We start from the raw sequence: 23,644 nt of genomic DNA, 5'->3' as shown, positions 1-23,644 counted from the left end.
GATCCTCGTAGCCCGGCCTTTGCGCGCATAACCACCTTCAACGGCACAGACCTCGGGGCGGATTGCACGACGAGGTGCCCCGCTCAGGCCCGTGTTAGCGAGCGCGGTTTGCGAGCGTAGGGCCAGAGCGGGGCACCTCGTCGCGCAATCTGCGCGCGCCATTGCAACAGTCGGGACCGGACAGGCGTACTATTGAAGCAACGATTCCCCCTAACAAAGGGTCGAATCCAGCGTCACACCTCACACATACATGCCCTCGAGAACCCCCGCGTACCTTCTGGCCGCACTGATCGCGACCATCTTCGCGCTCGCCGCCGGGCCATCCGCCGTCGCGGCCCAGCAGATGGACGTCATCCGCGGCCGGATCACCGGCCCCGACAGCCTTCCAGTCGAGAGCGCCACCGTGACGGCCACGTCGATCTCGGGCAACGTCAGCCGCACCGCGCGCACCGACCGGAACGGCCGCTACACGATCGCCTTCCCCGGCGGGGACGGCGACTACATGATCACCGTGTCCCTGCTCGGCTACATCCCCAGGCGGTTCGAGTTGAAGCGGATCACCGACGAGGAGATCCTGGTCGCCGACGCCCGGCTTACGCAGATGGGCGCGCTGCTGGAGGACGTGACCGTCACGGCCCAGAGGGCGCGCGTCCCGCGCACCGCCGACGCCCAACCGGACGTGAGCGGCACCGAGCAGCCGATCACCAACGACGCCGTGCCGGCCGACCTGCTCGGCGACCTCGCCGCGATGGCGGCGACGCTTCCGGGCGTGCAGGGCGTGCCGGGAGTGGACGGCGCGCCCGACGGCTTCTCCGTGCTCGGACTCGGCGCCGACCAGAACAACACCGTGCTCAACGGGATGAGCTTCGGCGGCTCCAGCCTCCCGCGCGACGCGGCGGTGTTCTCGTCGGTGATCACTTCGCCGTACGACGTCTCCCGTGGCGGCTTCAGCGGCGCGCAGATGAGCCTTCGCACCCGCTCCGGCTCGAACTTCATCACCCGCGGCATGAGCCTCAACCTCGACGCGCCGCAGATGCAGTGGACCGACCGCGCTGCTCGCGCGCTCGGCCAGGAGTACTCGAATTACTCGCTCGGCGGCGCGCTGTCGGGACCGATCCAGTTCAACAAGGCTTTTTACAACGTGTCGTACCAGCTCGGACGCAGGTCCAACGACCTGTTCACGCTGCTCAACACGGGCCCCGACGGATTCCAGGCCGTGGGTGTCGCGCCGGATTCGGCGGAGCGCGCGCTGGCGCTCATGCAAGCGCGGGGAATTCCGCTCGAGGCCGGCGGCGCGGCAGACAACCGCATCGCCGATCAGGGAGCGGTGTTCGGCAGCATCGACGTCGCGCCCCCTTCGTCGAGCTCGGGCCAGGCGCTGAACTTCTCGTTCAACGGCAACTGGAGCCGGCAGAGCCCGCTGAGCGGGCAGGCGACGGAGCTGCCGTCGTACAGCGGCGAGCGGACCAACTGGCGCGGCGGAATCCAGGGGCGACACAGCGGCTACTTCCGCAACGCGATCCTCACCGAGACATCGCTCGGCTTCAGCATGTCGCGCAACTCGTCCACGCCGTTCCTCGACCTGCCCGCCGGCATGGTGCGCGTCAACTCCGATTTCGACGACGGGACGCGCAGCCTGCAGTCGCTCCACTTCGGCGGCAACCAGCGGCTCAACAGCAGCCAGCGCTCGAACACCACGAATTTCCTGAATCAGCTCTCCTGGTTCAGCGTGAACAACAAGCACCGCGTGAAGCTCACCAGCGAGCTGCGTTTCGACACCAACGAGCAGGAGTCGTCCAACAACACGCTCGGAACGTTCACGTTCAACTCGCTGAGCGATTACGAGGCGTTGCGTCCGGCGGTGTTCACCCGCGAGCTGGGCACGCGCGACCGCAGCGTCGGCCAGCTCACTGCCGGCTTCTCGCTCGGCGACGCGTATCGCAAGACCGATCGCCTGCAGATTCAGTACGGTGTGCGCCTGGACGCGAACCGCTTCACCTCGCGGCCGGAGCTGAATCCGGAGATCGAGTCGCTGTTCGGCGCGCGGAACGACGTCGTGCCCAACAAGATCTACCTGAGCCCACGCGCCGGATTTTCCTGGACGTACGGCAGCGCCGCGCAGATCGAGGGATTCCAGGGCGCGGCGCGCCTCCCGCGCGCGGCGCTGCGCGGCGGCATCGGCGTCTTTCAGAGCACGCCGGGAACGAACCTGATAGCCTCGGCGCTCGACAACACCGGTCTGCCCGGGGCGACGCAGCAGTTGCGCTGCGTCGGCGCGGCCGCGCCAGTACCGGATTGGATCGCCTATGCGGCGGACCCGGAGTCGATTCCGACGGCGTGCGCCGACGGCACGAGCGGGACGACTTTCGCCAACGCGGCGCCGAACGTCACGCTCTTCTCCCGGGATTATTCCGCGCCGCGGAGCATTCGCTCCAACCTGCAGTGGAGCCTCCCCGTTTTGCGCAACCGGTTCAACTTCATGCTCGAGGGCACGTACTCGCGGAACCTGAACCAGCGCGGGATCACCGACCTCAACTTCGGCGGCGAGCAGCGCTTCTCGCTCGCGGACGAAGCGGGCCGTCCGGTATTCGTGGATTCGGCGAGTATCGTGCCCGCGACGGGCGCGGTGGCCTCGCGCAATTCGCGCATCCACCCGGAGTTCTCCCGCGTCACCGAGATCGACTCGGACCTGCGCTCCGAGAGCCGGCAGCTGAGCATGCGCCTCTCGCCCGTCCGCTTCAGCCCCAACTTCAGCTGGAGCCTGGCCTACGTCCTCTCCGACGTGCGGGAGCAGGTGCGCGGCTTCAGCAACACCGCCGGCAATCCGCTCTCGACCGAGTGGGGACGCTCGGGCGGCTCGTCGCGCCATCAGATCGTCTACAACCTCGCGTACAACTTCTTCGACTTCGTGCGCGTGGGCTGGTTCGGCCAGATCCGCTCGGGCGCGCCGTTCACGCCGATGGTCGCCGGTGACGTGAACGGCGACGGCTACTCCAACGACCGCGCGTTCATCTTCGATCCCGCGACCGCGGAGGCGGGACTGGCGTCGGGCATGCGGAGCCTGCTCGACCGGGGATCGCCGGAAGCGCGCGCGTGCCTGGAGTCGCAGATCGGCGAGCTCGCCGGCCGCAACAGCTGCCGGGGACCGTGGTACTCCACCGCCAGCATGAACATCAGGTTCAATCCACTCAAGGTGCGCATGCCGCGCCGCTCGTCGCTGTCCTTCTCGCTCTCCAATCCGCTCGGCGCCGCCGACCTGCTGCTGAACGGCTCGGGCAAGCTGCGCGGCTGGGGCCAGCCGGCGCCGGTGGACCAGCAGCTCCTGTACGTGCGCGGATTCGATCCGGCCACGCAGCGCTTTCGCTACGAGGTGAACGAGCGGTTCGGCGGAACGAACCGCGCCGTGAGCGGAATGAGAATCCCCGTGACGCTGACGGCGATGCTGCGGTTCGACCTCGGCCCGATGCGCGAGCGGCAGCTGCTGACGCAACAGCTCGATCGCGGTCGGCGCACCGAAGGGACGCGCATCCCCGAAGCGATGTTCCGCGGCATGTACAACGGCGGCGGGCTGCTCAATCCCATGGCGACGATCCTGCGGCAGCAGGACTCGCTCCGCCTGACGGCGGTGCAGGCGGACAGCATCGCAGTCATGAACCGGGCGTACACCGTGCGAGTCAGTGCCATCTGGATGCCGCTCGCGAAGGAGTTCGCGGAGCTTCCCGACAACTATGATCGCGACGCGGTGTATGGCAGGTACATGCGAGCGCGCAGGGAAACGATCGACTTGCTCAGCGCTGCGGCGCCGGCGATCAGGAAGCTGTTGACGGCGGAGCAGATGCGAAAGCTGCCGACGAACGTCGCCAGCTACCTGGAGCCGCGCTACCTCGCATCGATCCGCCATGGGACCGCGACGTTCTCCGGTGGGGGGATGAACCCGGGCGGTGCGGTGTTCACCGGCGGTGGCGGCCAGATGATTACGATAATTAGGCAGTCTCCCTGACTGAATTCAAATACGCCCTTCAATAGAAGAAGTGAGCTTATGAAGACGCATTCAATTGCGATGTCACTCGGTCTCGTGCTCGCGCTCTCTGGCGCCGCGAACGCGCAGGACCGCAACGTCATCCGGCAACTCGGCCCGATTACCGCGCGCGCGGCCGAGCCCGTCGCGGCAATCGGCATCCGCCCGCTTCCGTCAGGCGTGCTCGTGAACGACGCGCCGAATCGGCGCCTCGTTCTGTTCGACGATCAGCTCTCGGCGTTCACCATCGTCGCCGACTCGACCTCCGCGACCGGCAACGCGTACAGCGGCCGGCTCGGCGGGCTGCTCGCGTACAAGGGAGATTCGAGTCTCTTCACCGATCCCGCCTCACTGTCGATGCTCGTGATCGACCCGGCCGGCAAGGTCGCCCGCGTGATGTCCATGCCCGGAACGCAGGACGCCGGATTGCTCGCGGGCGCGATGGGCGGAGCGGCGTACGACGGTAAAGGCGGACTCGTTTACCGCGGCATGTTCCGGCCGCAGTTCCGGCGCGCACCGGGCGCGGCCGCCGGAAACTTCGCGCCGCCGGAGATTCCCGACTCGGCGCCGATACTCCGCATCGATCTCGCGACGCGGAGCCTCGACACTCTCGGTTTCATCCGCACGCCGAAGGTGAGCATGGAGGTGACGCGCACCGAGGACGGACGAGTCAACATGCGCTCGCGGCTGAATCCGCTGCCCGTGGTGGACGACTGGACCGCGCTTCCCGACGGCTCGATCGCGTTCATTCGCGGCCGCGATTATCACGTCGACTGGATCGGTCCCGACGGAAGCAGGACGTCGTCGCCCAAGATTTCGTTCGACTGGCAACGGCTCACCGACGACGACAAGGTCGCCTTCATTGATTCGCTCCGCGCGGCGAGAGAAAGAATGGGCGAAGGCGCGCCCGGGATCGCCGCGGTGGGCGCGGCGCTCGGGGTGTCGGACGCAGCGATCGGCGCCGCGGGGCCTACGATCCAGATCATGACCGGCCCCGACGGTCCCGGAGGCGGAGCGCCGCAAGGAGCGCCGCAAGGGGCGCGGCAGGGTGCGCGGCAAGGCGCGCGGCAGGCGCAGGCGGCTGCCTCCGGACAACGCTTGAACGCGAACGTCGACTTCGTGGATCCGAGCGAGCTGCCGGACTACAAGCCGGCGTTCTTCGCGGGCTCGGTCCGCGTCGACCCGCACGGCAATCTCTGGATCCGCACCATCCCGACGAAGGCGATTACGGGTGGACCGGTGTACGACGTCATTGACCGCCAGGGTGTGCTGGTCGAGCGAGTGCAGATCCCAAAGGGACGGACGATCGTCGGATTCGGGCCGGATGACGTGGTCTACCTGTCCGTGCGGGAAGAGCGGGTGAGCTATCTCGAAAAGGCGACCGCTCGATAAGGGGCCTTTACCCCGTACCGGTTGCACTGGTCCCGGAGCCATTAACGTTCCCTGATCCCGGCAGTCAAACCCGCCGAATGCCTCACCGGGGAGTTATGCGTCTTCTGTCCGCCCTTTTCCTCGCCCTTCTCGCCGCAGTCCCGTTACACGGACAGGAAGCCCTTCGAGAGCAGGCCGCGGATCAGCAAATCCTCCACGCCCTCAACCGTCTCGCTTTCGGGCCCGGTCCCGGCGACGTGCAAAAGGTCCGCGCGATGGGACTCGACCAGTGGATTGAGCGGCAGCTCGACCCGAGCCGGATTCCCGACGACGCCGCGGATCGCGCGCTTGCGCGCTACGCCACGTTCGGCCAGACCGAGAACTACCTGGTGCAGCAGTACGCCGCCGCGCAACGCGAGCGCAGGCAGGTCCGCGCCGACAGCGGCGCCGCTCTCTCTCGGGAAGACAGCATCGCGTTCAGGCAGCGCGGCGAGCAGCTCCGCGCCGTCGTGACCGACCTGCAATCCGCCAAAGTCGCGCGCGCAGTCGCGAGCGAGCGGCAGCTGCAGGAAGTCATGACCGACTTCTGGTTCAACCACTTCAACGTCTTCATCCGCAAGGGCGGGCCGCAGCCGTTCTACATGCGGGCGTACGAGCAGGGCATCCGTGAGCGCGCGTTCGGCAACTTCCGCGACTTGCTCGGCTTCGTCGCTAAAAGTCCGGCGATGCTGTTCTACCTCGACAACGCGCGGAGCATGGCCGACAGCGGCAGGCCGACGCTGGCGCGGATCCGGCCGAGGGCGCAGCGCATGCGCCAGGGGCTCAACGAGAACTACGGCCGCGAGCTGCTCGAGCTGCACACGCTCGGCGTGGACGGCGGCTACACCCAGCAGGACGTGATCGAAGTCGCGCGCGCGCTGACCGGCTGGACGATCCGTCCGCCGCAGGAAGGCGGCGGGTTCATCTTCCGGCCCGTCATGCACGACGCCGCGCCGAAGACGGTCCTCGGCCATACGCTTCCGGGCGGACGCGGCATCGAAGACGGCGAGGACGTGCTCGACATCGTCGCGCGGCACCCGAGCACGGCGCGCTACATCGCGACCAAGCTCGCCCGACGCTTCGTGAGCGACACGCCGTCCACCGCGCTCATCGATCGCGCGGCCGCGACGTTCACGCGCACCGACGGCGACATCCGCGAAGTCTTGCGCACGATCATTCAGTCGCCCGAGTTTTTCGCGGCGTCCGCGTACCGCTCCAAGGTGAAGTCGCCGTTCGAGGTCGTCGTGAGCGCCGCGCGAGCGCTCGGCGCGGAGCCCGACCCCACGCCGAGAACCGCCGGCGCGGTCGCGCTGCTGGGACAGCCGCTTTTTGCGCACCAGGCGCCGAACGGGTACCCGGAGACGGGGGCCGCGTGGATCAACACCGGCTCGATTCTCAATCGGATCAACTTCGGGCTCGCGGCCGCGGCCGGGCGACTTCCCGGATTGAGCGCGGAGAATTCCCCGATCGACGCGCAGCTGTCGGCCGCGCCACGCGAGCAGCAAGTGGACGCCGTCGTGTCCGCGCTGCTCGGCGGCTCGGTATCGCCGGACACGCGCGCGATCCTGCTCTCCGGCGACCATCCGATGATCGCGAGCGGAGCAGTCGAAGCCGCCGCGGCCGCAAGCGCGGAGGTCAATGAAGCAGACGCCGACATGATGGCGCCGGGCGCGCAGCCGCGCCGGCAGGGCGCGCGGCGAAACCAGGTAATGCGCAGGCCGGGGCAGATCCCGCGGCTCGAGGGGCTCGCGCAGATCATCGGTCTCGCGCTGGGCTCCCCCGAATTTCAGCGGCGCTGAAGGAGAGCATCGTCATGCAACGCAGAGTATTCGTGAAGTCGGGTGCGCTCGCGCTCGTGACCCTGGGACTCAGCCCCAGCTTTCTCCGCCGGACCGCGTTCGGCATGGAGCTCGCCGGCGCGGCGAAAGGAAAGACGCTGATCTGTCTCTTCCAGCGCGGCGCAGCTGACGCGCTCAATCTCGTGGTGCCGCACGGCGAGCGCGCGTACTACGCGCTGCGTCCGTCCATCGCGATCCCGCGCCCGTCGCTGCGGGCCCAGGGCGCCGCGATCGACCTGGACGGGTTCTTCGGGCTGCACCCCGCGCTCGCTCCGCTCAAGCCGCTGTACGACCGCAACCTGCTCGCGCCGATCCACGCCGTGGGAAGTCCCTCGGCCACGCGCTCGCACTTCGACGCGCAGGACTACATGGAGACGGCGACGCCGGACAGAAAGAGCACGCCCGACGGCTGGCTGAACCGTCTGCTCGCCGTCGAGGGCACGTGCGACGAGTGCAAGGCGCCGAGCGCGTTTCGCGGCGTGGCCATGTCGGCTCAGACTCCGCGCAGCATGCAGGGAGCCGCCGAGACCGTGGCGATGAACTCGATCGAGCAGTTCACGATCCGCGCTGCCGGAGGGCAGGCCGAGCGACTCGAGGCTCTATATAGAACGGGCAGCGCCGATCTGGTGCACGGCGCGGGGCGCGAGATGTTCGAGGCCGTGGCGATGCTGCGCGCGGCGAACCCGCAGCGGTACCAGCCACGCAACGGCGCGGAATATCCGCGCACCGACTTCGGCCGCCGGCTGCTGCAGATCGCGCAGCTCGTAAAGGCCAACGTCGGAATGGAGATCGCCTTCGCCGACATCGGCGGCTGGGACACGCACGTCAATCAGGGCGGCGCGACGGGGCAGCTCGCCAACCGGCTCGACGACTTCGCGCGCTCGATCGCGGCGCTCGTCACCGACCTCGGCGACAAGATGGAGGACGTCGTCATCCTCACGATGTCCGAGTTCGGCAGAATGGCCCGCGAGAACGGAAACCGCGGAACGGACCATGGTCACGCGGGAGCGATGTTCGCGATCGGCTCCGCGGTGCGCGGCGGGAAAGTGCACGGCCGCTGGCCCGGGCTCGAGCGCGAGCAGCTGTTCGAGCAGCGCGACCTCGCGCTCACCACCGATTTCCGCGCGGTATTCTCCGAGATCGCGAGCGGGCACCTCGGCGCGAGCAGGCTGGACGCGATCTTCCCGGGCTACGGCGACCGCAGGTCAGAATGGATCGGACTGCTCTGAGGCCGGACCCCGCGCCCTCGCGCTAGACCCCCGCTCCTACGGGTGTATCCACCGCGTGGCATACGCGATTTCGCCCGTTCTGCTATGGTCGTGACGACGAACGCGGCCGCCGTGGACAACGCCTGGAATCTCGCGTTGAGCACGGCCTCCCTCGCGGCGTGCCCGACCGATGTCAGCATCGCGTGAATGTCGTCCCCCAATCCTCTCCCACGTCAAACCGCTCGCCCTCACCGCCGCCGTAAGCGCGCCAAAGAGAACCGTCCCGAGACGATCGTCCGGTGCGCGAGGACCGCGGGCTCGGGTACTCCCCTGCGGCGCTACGCTCGCACACTGCGCTCGCTAAGACGCGCCTTCGCGGAGCACCCGAGCGCCACGGTCCTCCCAAGCCTGGAGGAGCGTGCTAGCTGTGGGCTCCCCAAAGCGCCGTCTTAGCGAGCGTAGTTTGCGAGCGTAGGCGCGACTGGGGAGCCCATAGCGGCACGCTCCCCCGCGCCGAGACCGGCAGCGCACGAGCTCACTCGCACGCACTTACAGCACGAGTACTACCAGCGGAAGATGCGACGGAGCCGGCGGCTGAGGCTGCGGCCCAGGGAGTCGATCGCCTCGGGAACTTCCTCCCAACCTTCCATTTGCTCGTCCTCCCACTCGTAGACCGGCTCCGCGTGCTGCGGACATATCGCGGTCGGCTCGGTGCCGGGCTCGAACCACTCGCTCTGGCGGCTCGGGCACCACTCGTTGGCCAGGTAGCCGGTGGTTGGATCTATCACGCGCATGATCATCCCGTCGGGCGGGTCCCAGGATGCATCGGCGGTCGCGCTCTCGCGCCAGCCGCCGCGGTACCACTCCGCCCACGCCGGCGCGGCCAGCCGCCCGCCCGCCGCGCTCGAGCCCATCGACCGCGGCTCGTCGAACCCGAACCAGAAGCCCGCGACGATCGTCGGCGTGTAGCCGATGAACCACACGTCGCTGGCGTTGTTGGTCGTGCCCGTCTTCCCCGCGACCATGCCGCGCACGCCGTAGTCGCGCAGCGCGCGTCCGGTTCCGAAGTCGATCGCGCCGCGCAGCATCGACGTCAGCTGGTACGCGTCGCGCGGGTCCATCACCTGCTCGCGCTCCACCTCCTGGCTGTACAGGATCTTGCCGTCGCCCGTCTCCAACCGACGCACCAGACGCGGCTTCACGCGGAAGCCGCCGTTCGCGAACGGGGCGTACGCCGTGACCAGCTCGAGCGGCGTGACCTCGAACGCGCCGAGCGCGATGGAAGGAATCGGCTGCAACTCGGCGGTGATGCCGTTCTTGTGCGCGGTCTCGATGATCCTTTGCTCGCCCACCACCTGCGACACGCGCACGGTCGCGGCGTTCGCCGAGTGAATCAGCGCCTGCCGGAACGTAGTCCGTCCCAGATAACTGCCGCCGTAATTCTTCGGCTCCCAGATCCGTCCCTGCATACGCACGGTGATCGGCTCGTCGTCCACTTCCGTGGCGGTGCCGTACCCGGCGCTCAACGCCGCGGCGTACACGAACGGCTTGAAGGCGGAGCCCGGCTGGCGCTTCGCGTACAGCGCGCGGTTGAAGGTGCCGCGCCGGAATCTCCGGCCGCCGCTCAGCGCGCGGATGTCGCCCGTGAGCGGGTCGATCGCGACCATCGCGCCCTCCACGTTCCGGCCGATGGACGCCGCCCGCCGGCGCACGGCCGCGTCGGCCGCGCGCTGGGCGCGCGCGTCCAGCGACGTGTACACGGTCAGCTCGCTCAGATCGAGCCGCGTGCCCTTGATCACCGAGTCGGCCAGCGCTCGGACCGCGTCGAGCGCGTACGAATCGTTGCTCTGGTCGGGATACCAGCCTTCGCCGTGGATCCGTATGCGGGTGTCCTTTAGCCCGGGAAGGCGCTCGGCGGAGACAAATCCCTCGCGCACCATGAGGTCGAGCACCAGGTTGCGGCGGGCGAGCGCGCGGTTCGCGCTCCGCCGCGGGGTGTAGTACGACGGCGCCTTCGGGAGCGCGGCGAGCGTCGCCGCTTCGGGCAGCGTCACGTTCTTCACGCTTTTGTTGAACAGGTCCCGGCTCGCCGCTTCGACGCCGTACACGCCGTTCCCCATGTAGATCACGTTGAGGTACAGCTCGAGGATCTCCTGCTTCGTCAGCGACCGCTCCATCAGCTTGGACAGCCGGAGCTCGAGCATCTTCTGCCGGAGCGTGCGCCCGCGATACTGGTTCACCACGAACGTGTTGCGCGCGGCCTGCATCGTGATCGTCGAGAACCCCTCGCGGATCCCGAGCCCCCTTATGTTTCGGAGGAACGCGCGCGCAAACCCGCGCCAGTCCGTTCCATTGTGCTCGTAGAACCTGCGATCTTCCACGGCGATGAACGCCTGCTGCACGAATACCGGGACCGTCGAGAGCGGAACGTTGAGCCGCCGAACGGTCTCCAGCCGTCCGAGCAGCACTCCGTTGCGATCGAGAATCTGGCCGCCCTGCGACGGGCGGAAGGCACGGATCTCGCTCGCGCTGGGACAGCCCTCGAAGCCGCACGTCACCAGCCACGAATTCAGGAGCAACATGCCCGCCAGCGCGGCACTCATTCCGCCGACCCACCATGGGTTGGGCGTCACCTTCTTGTGCCAGAGCTCGCGCAGGGCCGCGCGTCTGCTCTCGGTGGCGATCCTCATCGGGCTGTCTGTCTCATGTTCTGATACGAAGGGGAATGCGGACCCGGACGATACCGCCCGGACGGCTGAATCTGATACACCGTCAGTCGTGTCTGGCGCCCAGGTGGTTGCCGGTCAAGATGCCTCAACCTCCGGCCCCGGCGATCCATCCCGGGCTCCGAACGAGCTGGGGCGTATTCCGGTACTGGAATATCATCTCATCGGAGAAGAAGAAGGCAGATGGCAGCGGTCGCATGCGCGTTTCAGGCAGGATCTGGAGTTGTTGTACCGGAGGGGCTACCGGCCCGTCACCATCTCGCAGATTCTGGACCGCGACCTGAACCTGCCCGCCGGGCTCTCGCCGGTAGTGCTCATGTTCGACGACGCTTCGCCCAGCCAGTTCCGCTACATCGAGCGAAACGGCCGGCTCGAGATCGATCCCAACTCCGCCGTGGGCATCCTGACCGAGTTCAACTCCCGCCATCCAGACTGGACCAACTCGGCTGTTTTCTGCACGCTCTCCGGGGCTGAAGCCGGGCGCTCGCTGTTCGGCGACAAGGGGATCGAGGGACAGAAGAGCGAGTGGCGCTTCCCCAAGATGCGCTTCCTCGCCGAGCGCGGCTTCGAGCTGTGCAACCACACACTCTGGCACGCGAACCTCGGCAAGTACGACGACGCGTTCGTGCAGGAGCAGATCGCGCGCGGCGTGATGGCGATAGACTCGGCCGTGCCCGGCTACAAGGTGCGCACGTTCGCGCTACCGCTCGGCGTCTGGCCGAAGAACCGCGCGCTCGCAAAGCGCGGATCCTGGCGCGATCCGAAGAGCGGACACGTGGTGACGTACGACTTCGACGCGATTCTCGAGGTGTCGGGCGGACCTACTCGCAGCCCGTACGATCCGCAGTTCAACCCGCTGAGCATCAACCGCGTGCAGGTATACGGCGAAGAGCTGGAGCGGACGCTCGACGCGCTGGACCGGCCGGGCCCGAACGGGCGGTACGTCTCCGACGGCATGAGCAACAGAGTCGCGCGACCAGCAACGCAGCCTTGAGCTGGGTCGCCGGCAGCGTCTAGAACTTCCAGCCTTTCAGGGTAGCGATCGCTTTTTCCAGCGCTGCGCGCTGCTCGGGAATCTTGGACCGCTCGAGCAGCTCCTCGTAGCTGTCGATGGCAAGGTCGAGCGCTTCGTAATCCTGCTCCGCGCCGGCGAGCGCCGCGGCGTTGTCGGCGAGATTCGCGCGCGCCAGCAGATCGTCGGGAAACCGCGCCGACACCTGCTTCCAGCGCGACGTTCGCTCGCGTGGATTTCCTTCGGCAAGCGCCCACAGGTGCCACGCGCCGCGGTTCGTCGCGTCGGCTGCGATGGCGCGTGTCGCCAGCTCCCCAACGACGTCGGGCCCGCGCCCGCTCAGCCAGTAAGCGTTCGCGAGAATGACGAGCGCGCGCGCGTCGTCCGGCTCGGCCGCGACGATCCGCTCGTACACGGGGCCGGCGACTTCGGGCATGTCGCGGTACGGCTCCACGGCTTCGGCGAGAATGGCCGGCGCGGTTTCGGGAAGAGCGGCGAGTGTGTCCTGCAGCGGGCCCATCTCGCCGTCGGACTTGTAGCGATCGACGGCTTGTCGAATAAGAACAGTTACGTCGACGGAGTCAGGCATCGTCGCGGAAGATAAGCTCCTGGAATATTCCGCCTGGAATATCCCAGAACCCGCCATTGCTTTACTTTGCCGCCCCCCACTACTAGCATTGTGTAGTGACCGCGCTGTCCACCGCGCGTCTATCTGGAGAATTGCAGGTCGCGGTAAGCCGCGTGAGTTCCCCGCTACTCCCTGCGACCGTTTGATTCCCGCGGTGCTACGGCAATGCCGTATGGCTTCATAGCCGCGAGATCTTTTCCGACAAGCAGCAGACCCCAGGAAGGAGCTAAACCTCGGGCGGCGATTGCCGCTTGCGAGGACCACGCCCGTCCGGCGCAACGGCGCCGGAAACGGGAGCAATAACCCCGCTTCACGATCCATGGATCCAGACAGCACGAATCCACAGCCGCCGTCCGTCACGGACGAGCCCCGAGCCGAGCCTTCAGTGCAGGACCGGTCCGACGACCGACCCGGCTCGCCGGCTCCGGGCGACAACCCCGAGCGCAACTATCCCACCGGCCAGGAGCAGCAGGATCGCCCTCGCGGTCGGCAACAGGGTGGTAACCGGGAGCGTCAGCAGGGACCGTCCGGCGAGAGCGACACGCGCAGAAATGGGCGCCGCGGGCCCAACCCCCGGCACGGCAGGCGGGGACGCGGACACGGTCCGCGCCGCGACCGCCAGCCGCAGCAGCAGCAGCAGCAACAGCAGCAGGACCAGCAGCCTCCCACGCCGGTCGTCGCCGACGCGGAAGCGACCGGCTGGTTCGATCCGCAACGCGACAGCGGGTTCATTCGACAAGCCGCCAACAGCTACCTCCCAGACCCATCTGATCCGATGGTGCCCGGACATCTCGTGCGCCAGCTGGGGCTCCGCCGGGGCGACGAGCTCAACGCGACCACAGGTCGCGATCACCGCAATCGCACCGTCGTCGTCGAAGTCCGGACGATCAACGACGCCGATCCCGCGGCGACGGCGAGGCGCCCCGATTTCGGATCGCTCACGGCATCGTATCCCGACCGCAAGCTCAAGCTGGAGACCGGCAAGCCCGCCAAGGGCGGACCCGAGCTGACGCGCCGCGCCATCGACCTGATCGCGCCGATCGGCTACGGCCAGCGCGCGCTGATTGTCGCGCCAGCGCGCGCCGGAAAGACCATGCTCCTGCAGGCGATCACCGAGGGAGTCGCCGTGAATCATCCGCAGGCCGTGCTGCTCGTGCTGCTCGTGGACGAGCGCCCCGAGGAAGTCAGCGAGATGATTACCTGGGGTTACGGCGAAGTCGTCGCGTCCAGCTTCGACATGCCCGCGAACCGCCACACCGACGTCGCCGAGATCACGCTCGAAAGAGCGCGCCGTCTCGTGGAGCTCGGCCGCGACGTCGTGATCGTTCTCGACTCGATCACGCGCCTGGCGCGCGCGCACAACACCGTGGAGCGCGGCACCGGCCGCACCCTGTCCGGCGGTCTCGACGCCACGGCGATGGCCAAGCCGAAAGCTTTTTTCGGCTCGGCCCGCGCGGTCGCGGAGCAGCACGGCGGAGGCTCGCTCACGATCATCGCGACCGCTCTCGTCGAGACCGGCTCGCGCATGGACGACGTCATCTTCGAGGAGTTCAAGGGCACCGGAAACTGCGAGATCAAGCTCGACCGGACGCTGGCCGAGAAACGCATTTTCCCGGCGATCGACATCGGAACGAGCGGCACGCGCCGGGAGGAGAAGCTCTTCCGGCCGGAGCAGCTGGACCACGTCTACACGCTCCGCCGGGGCCTCCAGCAGATGCCCTCGACTTCGGCCATGGAATGGCTGATCAAGCGAATCGCCTCCACCCCCGGTAACGACGCCCTTCTAGAGGGCCTCTAACGGCCCACTGCTTGCTCCTGCGGGAGGCATGCATCCGAGTCCGAGGCGCTGGGTCCCTTCCAGGTCTGGCACCGCCTTGTTCCTGTGCCTCGCCGCGGTCTCCGGGCCGCTGGCCCCGGTCCCCGCTTCGGCCCAGGACGAGGAAAAAAAGCCGGAGGTAGTCGACCTCAAATTCCAGGGCGTCAAGTCGCTCAAGGTCGACGAGCTGCGCGAGAGCATCGTCACCGACGAATCGCACTGCGAGAGCTTCGCGCTGCGACCGATCTGCTGGTTCAACAAGAGCAAGCTGTTCTACGAGCGGCGCTACCTGGACCGGGACGAGCTGATCCGCGACATGCTCCGGCTGCGCGTGTTCTACTGGAAGCGCGGCTTCCGCGAGACGCAGGTCGACACGGTTATCGCTCCGCGCGACCGCGACAAGGTCGCGGTCACGTTCGTAGTGGACGAAGGCCCGCCTACCCTCGTCAGCGACGTCTCGATAACGCAGACGACTCCGGTCCTCCCGAACCGGGCGATCACGCGACGCACGCTGCTCAGGCGGGGCGACCCGCTCAACATGATCAAGCTCGACTCCATGCGCCTCCGGCTGGAGATCGCGCTGTGGGACCGCGGCTATGCCGACGCGATCGTGGACACGTCCATCGCGCTCGCCCGGGACGGACTGTCGGCGTCGGTCGCGATCACGCTCAATCCGCGCTGGCTCACGACCATCGACAGCATCCACGTCCACGGGAACGAGCAGGTCTCCGTGCGCACGATCCGCCGTTCGCTGACGTTCGAGGAGGGTGATCTCTACCACCGCTCCGACCTGCTGCGCAGCCAGCGGAACCTGTACGAATCGAACCTCTTCCGCCGCGCGGTCATCGAGCTGTCGACCGAGGAGACGGGAGTCGACTCCACCAAGATCGTCGACATCACGGTGGTCGAGTCACCGCCGCGCGAAGCGCGGGCGAGCTTCGGCTTCACCACCGCGGACTTCGTTCAGGCCGAAGGCAGGTACACGCATTACAACTTCACCCGCGGAGCGCGGCGGCTGACGGTGACCGGCGCGGTCGGCAATCTGCTCGCCGAGCAGCTGAACAACAAGCTGATCTTCTCGGACAACTACGTGAACGTCGGCAGCGACCGGGGCCGCTATTTCGCGCCCACGTACAACGGCAGCGCCGAGCTGCAGCAGCCGTGGTTCGGCTCGGCTCGGAACGCGCTCGCGCTGTCGGTCTTCACGCACCGGCGCAGCGCGCCCGGCATCTACGTGGATCGCGGCTACGGCTCGAGCGCGACGTTCACCCGCGAGGTGGCGTTGCGGGCGCCGGCCAGCCTCAACTACCGCTTCGAGCTGACCACCGTCGAGGCCGGAGACGTGTACTTCTGCGTCAACTTCGGCGTGTGCGACCGTCCGACCCTGGACGCCCTCCGCAGAACTCAGCGCATCTCTCCGCTCACGCTCACTGGCAACATCGACCGCACCAACGATCCGTTCTCCCCCAGCCAGGGCTTCCGCGGCCGCACCGCGCTCGAGCACGCGTCCGGCTTCACCGCATCGGACTATCGCTACAATCGCGCGTCCGCCGAGGCGGCGGTATTCCGGCGGATCCGCCGGCGGGGCGTGTTCGGCGGGCACATTCGCCTCGGCTGGGTCAAGGGAGTCGCGAGCACGGGCGAGGCGCTCGGTGGATTGGAAGGCGAGCAGATCCTGCACCCGCGCACGCGCTTCTTCGCCGGCGGCGCGCAATCGGTGCGCGGATTCGGGGAGAACCAGCTCGGGCCCCGCGTGCTCACCGTCTCCGCCGCGGAGCTGCGCGCGGGGAAGCTGTCGAAGGACGGACCGCTCGCCTGCCCCGAGCCGACGCCGATCACTGACTGCGATCCGAATTCGGTCGCGTTTCAGGACGAGGATTTCCAGCCGCGCCCACTCGGTGGAAACACCGTGGCAGAGGCAAACGTGGAGCTGCGCTTCCCCGTGTGGCGGCAGCTCTCCGGCGCGGTGTTCATCGACGCCGGCGTCGTGACGCAGAACATTGATCCCTCGCTTCCCGGCAGCCGCGCCGCCGTGACGCCGGGCTTCGGCGTGCGCTACCGCTCGCCGGTCGGCCCGATCCGCGTCGACATCGGCATCAACCCGGGACGCGCCGAGCGGCTGCCGGTGATCTCGGAGGAGATCGTGGACGGTGAGCGCAGGCTCGTCCGGCTGAACACGCGCCGCGAGTACGCGGTGGCTCGCGGCGGGTTCATGGGGGTATTGGATCGGATGGTCCTCCATCTCTCGATAGGCGAAGCGTTCTAGTGACCGCTCCGACCGCCTCGCCGCGGCGCGGCTACAGGCCGGTGATCCGGAGGAAGCACGTGGGGCTCGCGGGGCTCGCCCTCGCCGGCGTCGTCGTGCTCGCGGCCGTGGGCGTGCTCATCCTCACTCAGGCCGACATCGGCCGCAACTTCGTGCGCGACCGCGTGGTGGACGTTCTCACGCGTAACTCGCGCGGAATAATCAAGATCGGAGAGGTGCGCGGCAATCTGCTCCGCGACGTCACGCTGATCGACGTCTCGATCACCGACAGCAGCGGCGCGCCGCTGATCATCGCCGACACGATCTACACCGAGTACGGTCTCCGCGCGCTGTTCGGAAAGCGCATCGTCCTGTCCGATCTGCGGATCGTGAACGCGCAGGTGGTGATCGAGCGGCTGCCGGGACAGAAGTGGAACTACGACCGGATCTTTCCGCGCGACACCGTGCCACATACCGGCCCTCGCGAGCCCGGCTGGGGAACGTGGATCCGCTTCAACGACGTCACGCTGGTGAACGTGGACCTCACGACCCGCGTGCCGTGGACGCCCGGCGGCGGAGAAGGTGATCCGGACCGCGAGATAACGCAGGCGCTCGCGGGCGAAGGCCGCGTGCGAATCATCCGCGTGCCGGGCGGATTCCAGAACGTCTCCGAGTATCGCGACATCCACGCGCGCATGCCCGTGGTGCGGCTCAACGATCCGGATTTCAGGATCGCGCTGATCGACGTCGCGTCTGGCCGGGTGCACGCGATCCCGTTCAACCCGCCGTCGCTCGTCGTGCGCGCGTTCACCGGCAAGATCCAGTTCAACAAGGACTCGGTGTGGTGGGCCGACGCGCGCGCCGAAGCGCCCGGCACGCGCGCGATCGCGTCGGGTCGGTACACGATGAAGGGCGCCGACCTGCGTCTGCGCATGCGCGCCAATCCGTTCTCTCCGGCGGACGTGCGCTGGGTGCTGCCGCAGCTGCCGGAGCGGGGCAGCGGATCGCTCGACTTCTCCATGGACTGGGAGGGCGACAGCGCGATGTATCTCGTGGAGAACGCGGACCTGCGGCTTGGCGACGCGCACATCGCCGGAAAGATCGGAATCACCGACACCGACACGCTCGCGTTCCATGCGGCGGACCTCCGATTCTCCAACGTCAGCACCGCGCTCCTGGATCAGGTGCTCGGCGTGTCGTGGCCGCCGCGCCCGGGAGTTCTCTCCGGCCGGGCGCGCTTCGACGGCGGATTCAACGCCATGCGGGTGGACGGCGACGTCACCTTCGTCGGACCGGGCTCCGGCCGGAATCGCGTGATAGCGACGGGCGAGCTCGGCGTCGGCGAGTATTTCCGCGCGCGGAATCTCCGGCTCCGGCTGCTGCCGGTGACAGCGGAGATGGCGCGAGTGATCATCCCCGACATTCCGTTCGGCGGAACGTTCACGGGGACGACGGTGCTCAACGGCTCGACCGGCTCCACGCTCGTGGCGACCGGCGACATGACGCACGTCGAGGGCGGCAACCGGTCCCGAGGCATCGGCCGCGTCGCCGTGCGTCCGCGCGGCGCCCGCGTGTGGCTGGATGCCGACGCGCGGTTCGCGCCGCTCGCGCTCGCGACGGCCGGCCGGTTCGCGCCCGCGCTGGGACTCCGCGGATTCGTGAGCGGCCCGATCCGGTTCGTCGGAACGCTGCGCGACTTCACCGTGAACACGACTCTCGCCGCGTCGGGCGGCGGCGACATCGCGATCAACGGCCGCGTCGACCTCGAGGGACGCGCGACCGCCTACGACCTGCGCTTGAACGCCGCGCTGTTCAATGCGAGCGCCGTCTCGACCCGGGCCCCGCGCACCGCCCTCACCGCGACCGCGCACATGGTCGGCACCGGCACGGATCCGGAGACCATGCGCGGGAATCTCGTGGCTGACGTGCGCACGTCCACGTGGGACACACTCGCGCTCGACTCGGCCAAGGTGCGCGTGGCGTTCGCGGACGGGCTCGCCCGCTTCGACACTCTGACCGTGAGCGTGCCGCAGGGCCGGCTCGACGCGCAGGGCACGTTCGGGCTCAGCGAGCGGCGCCAGGGCGAGTTGCAGTACAGCATCGCCGTCGACACGCTGTCCGCGCTGGCCGGAGTCATCGGCGCCGATACCGGCGTGGTGGCGCCGCGGCCGCGCATTCTCGCCGCGCGCGTCGAGCGCGCGCGGGCGGACTCGCTGCGAATCGCGCGCGAGACCGAGGTCGAGCGCGCCGTGACCGGCAGGCGTGTGCCGCCGATCGCTGTAGACACGCCGAGCGTCATCCCACGCGGCCTGCTGGCGGGCTCGCTGCGCGCCGAGGGTGTCGCTACGGGCAACATCAAGAACTTCGGCCTGCGGGGCACTGCGCGCGGCACGAACCTGGTCGCGCGCGGCCAGCGTGTGGGCCGACTCGTCGCCGACTACGAGTGGACCGGAGGCCGTACGCCGGCGTCGAAGCTCGTGGTGGACGCGCAGCTCGCTGACGCGCGGCTGGCGGGATTCGCCCTCGACAGCATCGACGCGCAGATCTTGTATCAGCAGCCCGGCGGCACGGCCGACATCTCGATCGTGCAGGACGACCGCACGAGATACGGCCTGGCGGCGCAATACCGGCTCCACGCGAATCACCACGAGCTGCACCTCGACAGCATGCGGCTGCAGTTCGACACGACGGTCTGGACCAACACACAGCCGTCGGAGATTCAGTGGGGCGCGCGCGGGCTCATGGTGCGCACGCTCGAGCTCACCAATCCGGCGGGCGGACGCATCTTCGTGGACGGGCTGATTCCGCGGGAGGGCAACGCGGACCTGCGTCTCGCGGTGGACCGGTTCGAGATCGCGGACATAGCATCGCTGCTGCAGAGCGACATTGGCGCGCGCGGGCTGCTCTCGTTCGACGTGAACGCGTCCGGAACGCTGGCGGATCCGCGCTTCAAGGGAGCGTTCGGCGCGACCGACTTCGTGTACAACGAGACGCGCCTGCCCGAGGTACACGGCACCGTCGATTACACGGATGAGACTCTTACCGGGCGCGCCGACGCCACCCTCCCGAACGGCCGCTCGATCATCGTCGCGGAGGGAACGATCCCGGTGAACCTCGCGCTCACCGGAGTCACGGGCTCGCGCATTCCCCGCGACCGGCAGATAGCGCTGCGCGTGACGGCAGACAGCTTCCCTGTCGCGATCCTGCCGCAGCTCGGCGGCTACGTCACCAACGTTCGCGGCCGCACCAGCGGCAACGTCACCATCGGCGGCACGCTGAGCGCGCCGGCGCTGTCGGGGACGGTGGCCATCGAGAACGGCAGCGCGAAGATCGTCCCGACGGGCGTGACGGTGCGGCAGGTGTACGGCGTGGTGCGGATGACCGGCGACACCGTCGTGGTGGATTCCCTCGTGGGCCGGAGCGCCGGTCCGTTCCGGGTAACCGGAGGCGTCGGCGTCGGAGCCTTCCGCGCGCCGTCGTTCGACCTGCACCTGACTTCCACGAACGCGCGGATCCTCGACAACGATCACGGCGAGCTGTTCGCCGACCTCGACGTCGCGATGTACGGGCCCTTCGACGGAGCGCTGATCAGCGGCGGCGTGCGGATCCGCGAAGGAGTTCTCTACATACCGACGCCCGAGGATCGCGAAGTCATCGGCGCGGACGACCCGGCGCTGTTCGCCGTACTCGATACCGCGCTCACGCCGGCGTCGGAGATCTTCCCCGCCCAGTCGCCGCTGCTCGCGAACCTGCGCGTCGAGCTCAATCTCCGCGTGGAGCGCGACGTCTTCGTGCGCGCGCCGAACGTCAACCTCGAGGTGTACACCGACGGCGACCTCATCGTCCGCGCGGACCGCGCCAGGGAATCACTCACGCTCGACGGAGTCCTGCTGAGCGACCGCGGCGACTATGTGTTCTTCAGCCGCAGGTTCAAGATCAGGCGCGGATCGGCGACGTTCGTCGGACTGAGCGAGATAAATCCCACTCTGCAGATCCAGGGCGAGTACGAGGTCCGGCTCCCGACGCGCGAGGCGATCAACATCCAGATCGTGATCGGCGGAACGCTCAGGAGCCCGAAGATCACGCTCACGAGCGACGCGCAGCCGCCGATGGCGCAGAGCGATATCCTGAGCTATCTCGCGTTCGGGCAGTCGGGCACGACCCTCACGCAGCTGGGCGGCTCCGCGCTGTCCACCGGCGGCGGCGCCGGCACACTAGTCGGAACCGGCGCGGCGCTCGCGACGAAGCAGCTCGCCGCCGTCGCCCTCGGAGTCTTCACCGAAGAGATCGCGGCCGAAGCCGCCCGCTCGCTCGGCGCCGACGTGCTCATCATCTCGCCCGCCGAGATACAGACCGACGTCGGCAGCTTCCTGCGCAGCACCGAGGTGGAGTTCGGCAAGTACGTGAACCCGAACACGTTCATATCGCTCACCGGCAGGCCGGATCCGGCCGCGCTGCGGCGTCCCGGCTTCACGCTCGAGCACCGCTTCCCGTCTATGCCCGGCTACAGGATCGAGATGGCGCTGGAGCCGCGCTACCTGCTGCGCGAGCCGACGCTCGAGCGGCGGGAGCCCATCACGCGCAGCGTGCTGGGGCTGTTCCTGATCAGGGAGTGGAGATACTGAGAACAGCTATTAGCTGTTGGCTATTGGCTGTTGGCTTGGGGCGAAACGACGGGAAATGCGATGCGGGTAGCTAAGAGCCAATAGCCAACAGCCAACAGCTACGCCGCCGCGACAGCGGCGGCGTAATGGTCCCACATCTCCGCCATCGCCCGCATCCCCAGGCGGAAGTTCTCCTCGCTGATCCACTCGTCCGGCGCGTGCGCGTTCTCGCCCGGAAGCCCGAAGCCGACCAGCAGCACGGGCGCGCCGAGGATCTGCTCGAAGTCGCTGACGACCGGAATCGAGCCGCCCTCGCCTGTAATCACCGGCGCTTTACCGAACGCGGACTCGAGCGCCCTGCGCGCCGCGTCGAAGATGGGGCCCTTCAGCGTGGCCTTCCACGCGCGGCCACCGTGCAGATGTTCGCACGTCACCGTCACTCCCTTCGGCGCCACCCGCGCGACGTGCGCCTGCATCAGCCGCTCGATCTCCTGCGGCTGCTGGTCGGGAACCAGGCGGCAGCTCACTTTCGCCATCGCGTGCGCCGGCAGCACGGTCTTGGCGCCCTCGCCGGTGTAGCCGCTGAGGAGTCCGTTCACCTCGCACGTCGGCCGCGTCCACAGCTTCTCCAGCGTCGTGTAGCCCGCCTCGCCGCCGAGTGCCGTCGCGCCCACTTCCTTGAGAAAGGCGGCGTCGTCCGCCGGCAGGGCGCGCATCTGCTCGCGTATCTCCGGCTCCCACTCGCGGACGGCATCGTAGAAGCCGTCGATGGCCACTCGCCCCCTGGCGTCGTGGAACGTCGCGATGATCTTCGCGAGCGCGGTCGCCGGATTGACGACGGCGCCGCCGTACATGCCGGAGTGCAGGTCGCTCGCCGGCCCCTGCACGTTGATCTCGAAGTACGCCAGTCCGCGCAGCGACGAGAGGATCGACGGCTGCCCCGCCGCGTACATGGTCGAATCGGAGATCACTACCGCGTCCGCCTTCAGCAAGTCGCGCTGCTTGTTCACGAATTCGGCGAGGTTCTCGCTCCCGATCTCCTCCTCGCCCTCGATGAGGAAGACCATGTTCACGGGCAGCTTGCCGCGCGTCTTCAGGTGCGCCTCCACCGCCTTGATGTGCAGGAAGAACTGGCCTTTGTCGTCCACCGAGCCGCGCGCGAAGATCTTGCCGTCCCGGATCGTCGGCTCGAACGGCGGCGACGTCCACAGCTCGAGCGGCTCCGGCGGCTGCACGTCGTAGTGGCCGTAAACGAGTACCGTCGGCGCGCCGGGAGCCTTTCTCCACTCGCCGACGACGATCGGATGACCCTTCGTCTGATGGATCTTCGTCTCGAAGCCGAGCTCGCTGAGCGAGTCCCGCACCCACTCGGCCGTCCGCGTCATGTCGCCCTTGTGCTCGGACCGCGCGCTGACGCTTGGAATCCTCAGCAGGTCGAACAGCTCGTCGCGAATCCTCGCGTCGTTGTCATCCAGATAACGAGTCAGATCTTCAGACACGGAGCATCCCTTCCGGCGGACCGGATCAGCGTGAATGGTGCGGCACGGCGACGATCCCAGCCGCGAAGCCGGCGAACACCGCCATGAGCGAGAGCGCGACACTGGCCGCGACGTACAACGCGGCCCTCGCGTACTCTCCGCCCTCGAACAGCCCCAGCGTCTCCGTGGTAAACGCGGAGAACGTGGTGAACCCGCCGCAGAAGCCGACGATCAGCGCCGCGCGAAGCATCGGGTGGGTCTGGACGTTCATGAAATAGCGCAGCAGAAACCCGGCGAGGAACGATCCCGAGACATTGACCATCAGAGTCCCCACGGGGAACGCCATCCCGGCCGTGCGTTGAACCACTCCGCCGAGCAGATATCTCGTGACTGATCCGACGGCGCCGCCCAGGGCTATCATTGCCAGCATCCATACAAGTTATTACGGCGTGTCGTTCTCGGCGATGCCGGGGCCAAACTACGGAGAGCGTTGTGCGTTCACCGTCGTTCCGTTGCGCGTCAGGCCGTGGCTGCGGTGGGCCTCTTGGCGGGGTTCTCCCCCCGCTCTCACGTCCTTACGCAGAACGCTTTAACGGTAAACGCACAACGCTCTCCTCCCTTCCATCCCGTCGGTTTCCGCTGGTCGGAATTATGCAAAGCT

At 68.0% G+C, this 23,644-nt stretch carries 12 protein-coding genes; 8 read left to right on the top strand and 4 right to left on the bottom strand.

The window, feature by feature from the left end:
* Window positions 1-250: 250 nt before the first annotated feature.
* The 4 genes from WEA80_07425 (at window position 251) to WEA80_07410 (ending at window position 8,495) form a co-directional block, all read left to right on the top strand.
* Complete coding sequence (locus WEA80_07425) at window positions 251-4,000, top strand: carboxypeptidase regulatory-like domain-containing protein (protein ID MEX1186404.1); 3,750 nt, start codon at window positions 251-253, stop codon at window positions 3,998-4,000.
* A gap of 39 nt (window positions 4,001-4,039) precedes the next feature.
* Window positions 4,040-5,410: a hypothetical protein gene (locus WEA80_07420; GenBank protein MEX1186403.1), complete on the top strand. Its 1,371-nt coding sequence runs from the start codon at window positions 4,040-4,042 to the stop codon at window positions 5,408-5,410.
* Between the two features lie 95 nt (window positions 5,411-5,505).
* Window positions 5,506-7,227 (top strand): DUF1800 domain-containing protein, encoded by a 1,722-nt coding sequence (locus WEA80_07415; protein MEX1186402.1) that lies wholly within the window; start codon window positions 5,506-5,508, stop codon window positions 7,225-7,227.
* A 14-nt stretch (window positions 7,228-7,241) separates the two neighbouring features.
* On the top strand, window positions 7,242-8,495 hold the full coding sequence (locus WEA80_07410) for a DUF1501 domain-containing protein (GenBank protein MEX1186401.1): 1,254 nt from the start codon (window positions 7,242-7,244) through the stop codon (window positions 8,493-8,495).
* A gap of 542 nt (window positions 8,496-9,037) precedes the next feature.
* Here the strand turns inward: WEA80_07410 and WEA80_07405 are convergent.
* Entirely contained in the window at window positions 9,038-11,164 is a 2,127-nt protein-coding gene (locus tag WEA80_07405) for a PBP1A family penicillin-binding protein (GenBank protein ID MEX1186400.1), read from the bottom strand.
* Between the two features lie 259 nt (window positions 11,165-11,423).
* Between WEA80_07405 and WEA80_07400 the strand changes: the two genes are divergently transcribed.
* Window positions 11,424-12,194 carry a polysaccharide deacetylase family protein gene (locus tag WEA80_07400; protein MEX1186399.1) on the top strand — a complete coding sequence of 257 codons (771 nt, stop codon included), beginning with the start codon at window positions 11,424-11,426 and terminating at the stop codon, window positions 12,192-12,194.
* A gap of 19 nt (window positions 12,195-12,213) precedes the next feature.
* Here the strand turns inward: WEA80_07400 and WEA80_07395 are convergent, their stop codons facing one another.
* Window positions 12,214-12,801 (bottom strand): hypothetical protein, encoded by a 588-nt coding sequence (locus WEA80_07395; GenBank protein ID MEX1186398.1) that lies wholly within the window; start codon window positions 12,799-12,801, stop codon window positions 12,214-12,216.
* Window positions 12,802-13,159: 358 nt separating this feature from the next.
* Here WEA80_07395 and rho point away from each other — a divergent pair, with 358 nt between their 5' ends.
* The 3 genes from rho to WEA80_07380 all read left to right on the top strand — a co-directional run bounded on the left by rho (window position 13,160) and on the right by WEA80_07380 (window position 21,526).
* Window positions 13,160-14,638 (top strand): transcription termination factor Rho, encoded by a 1,479-nt coding sequence (gene rho / locus WEA80_07390; GenBank protein ID MEX1186397.1) that lies wholly within the window; start codon window positions 13,160-13,162, stop codon window positions 14,636-14,638.
* Window positions 14,639-14,714: 76 nt separating this feature from the next.
* On the top strand, window positions 14,715-16,922 hold the full coding sequence (locus WEA80_07385; GenBank protein MEX1186396.1) for a BamA/TamA family outer membrane protein: 2,208 nt from the start codon (window positions 14,715-14,717) through the stop codon (window positions 16,920-16,922).
* Entirely contained in the window at window positions 16,922-21,526 is a 4,605-nt protein-coding gene (locus tag WEA80_07380; GenBank protein MEX1186395.1) for a translocation/assembly module TamB domain-containing protein, read from the top strand. Before WEA80_07385 ends, WEA80_07380 begins: the two co-directional genes overlap by 1 nt.
* A 98-nt stretch (window positions 21,527-21,624) precedes the next feature.
* Here WEA80_07380 and WEA80_07375 read toward each other — a convergent pair whose 3' ends face one another.
* Together WEA80_07375 and crcB are read right to left on the bottom strand one after the other, a co-directional pair.
* Window positions 21,625-23,004 carry a dipeptidase gene (locus tag WEA80_07375; GenBank protein MEX1186394.1) on the bottom strand — a complete coding sequence of 460 codons (1,380 nt, stop codon included), beginning with the start codon at window positions 23,002-23,004 and terminating at the stop codon, window positions 21,625-21,627.
* Window positions 23,005-23,029: 25 nt separating this feature from the next.
* Window positions 23,030-23,404: a fluoride efflux transporter CrcB gene (gene crcB, locus WEA80_07370; protein MEX1186393.1), complete on the bottom strand. Its 375-nt coding sequence runs from the start codon at window positions 23,402-23,404 to the stop codon at window positions 23,030-23,032.
* Window positions 23,405-23,644: the final 240 nt, after the last annotated feature.

Source organism: Gemmatimonadaceae bacterium (assembly GCA_040882285.1).
Taxonomy (GTDB): domain Bacteria; phylum Gemmatimonadota; class Gemmatimonadetes; order Gemmatimonadales; family Gemmatimonadaceae; genus JACDCY01.
This window is presented reverse-complemented; position numbering and strand designations above follow the sequence as displayed.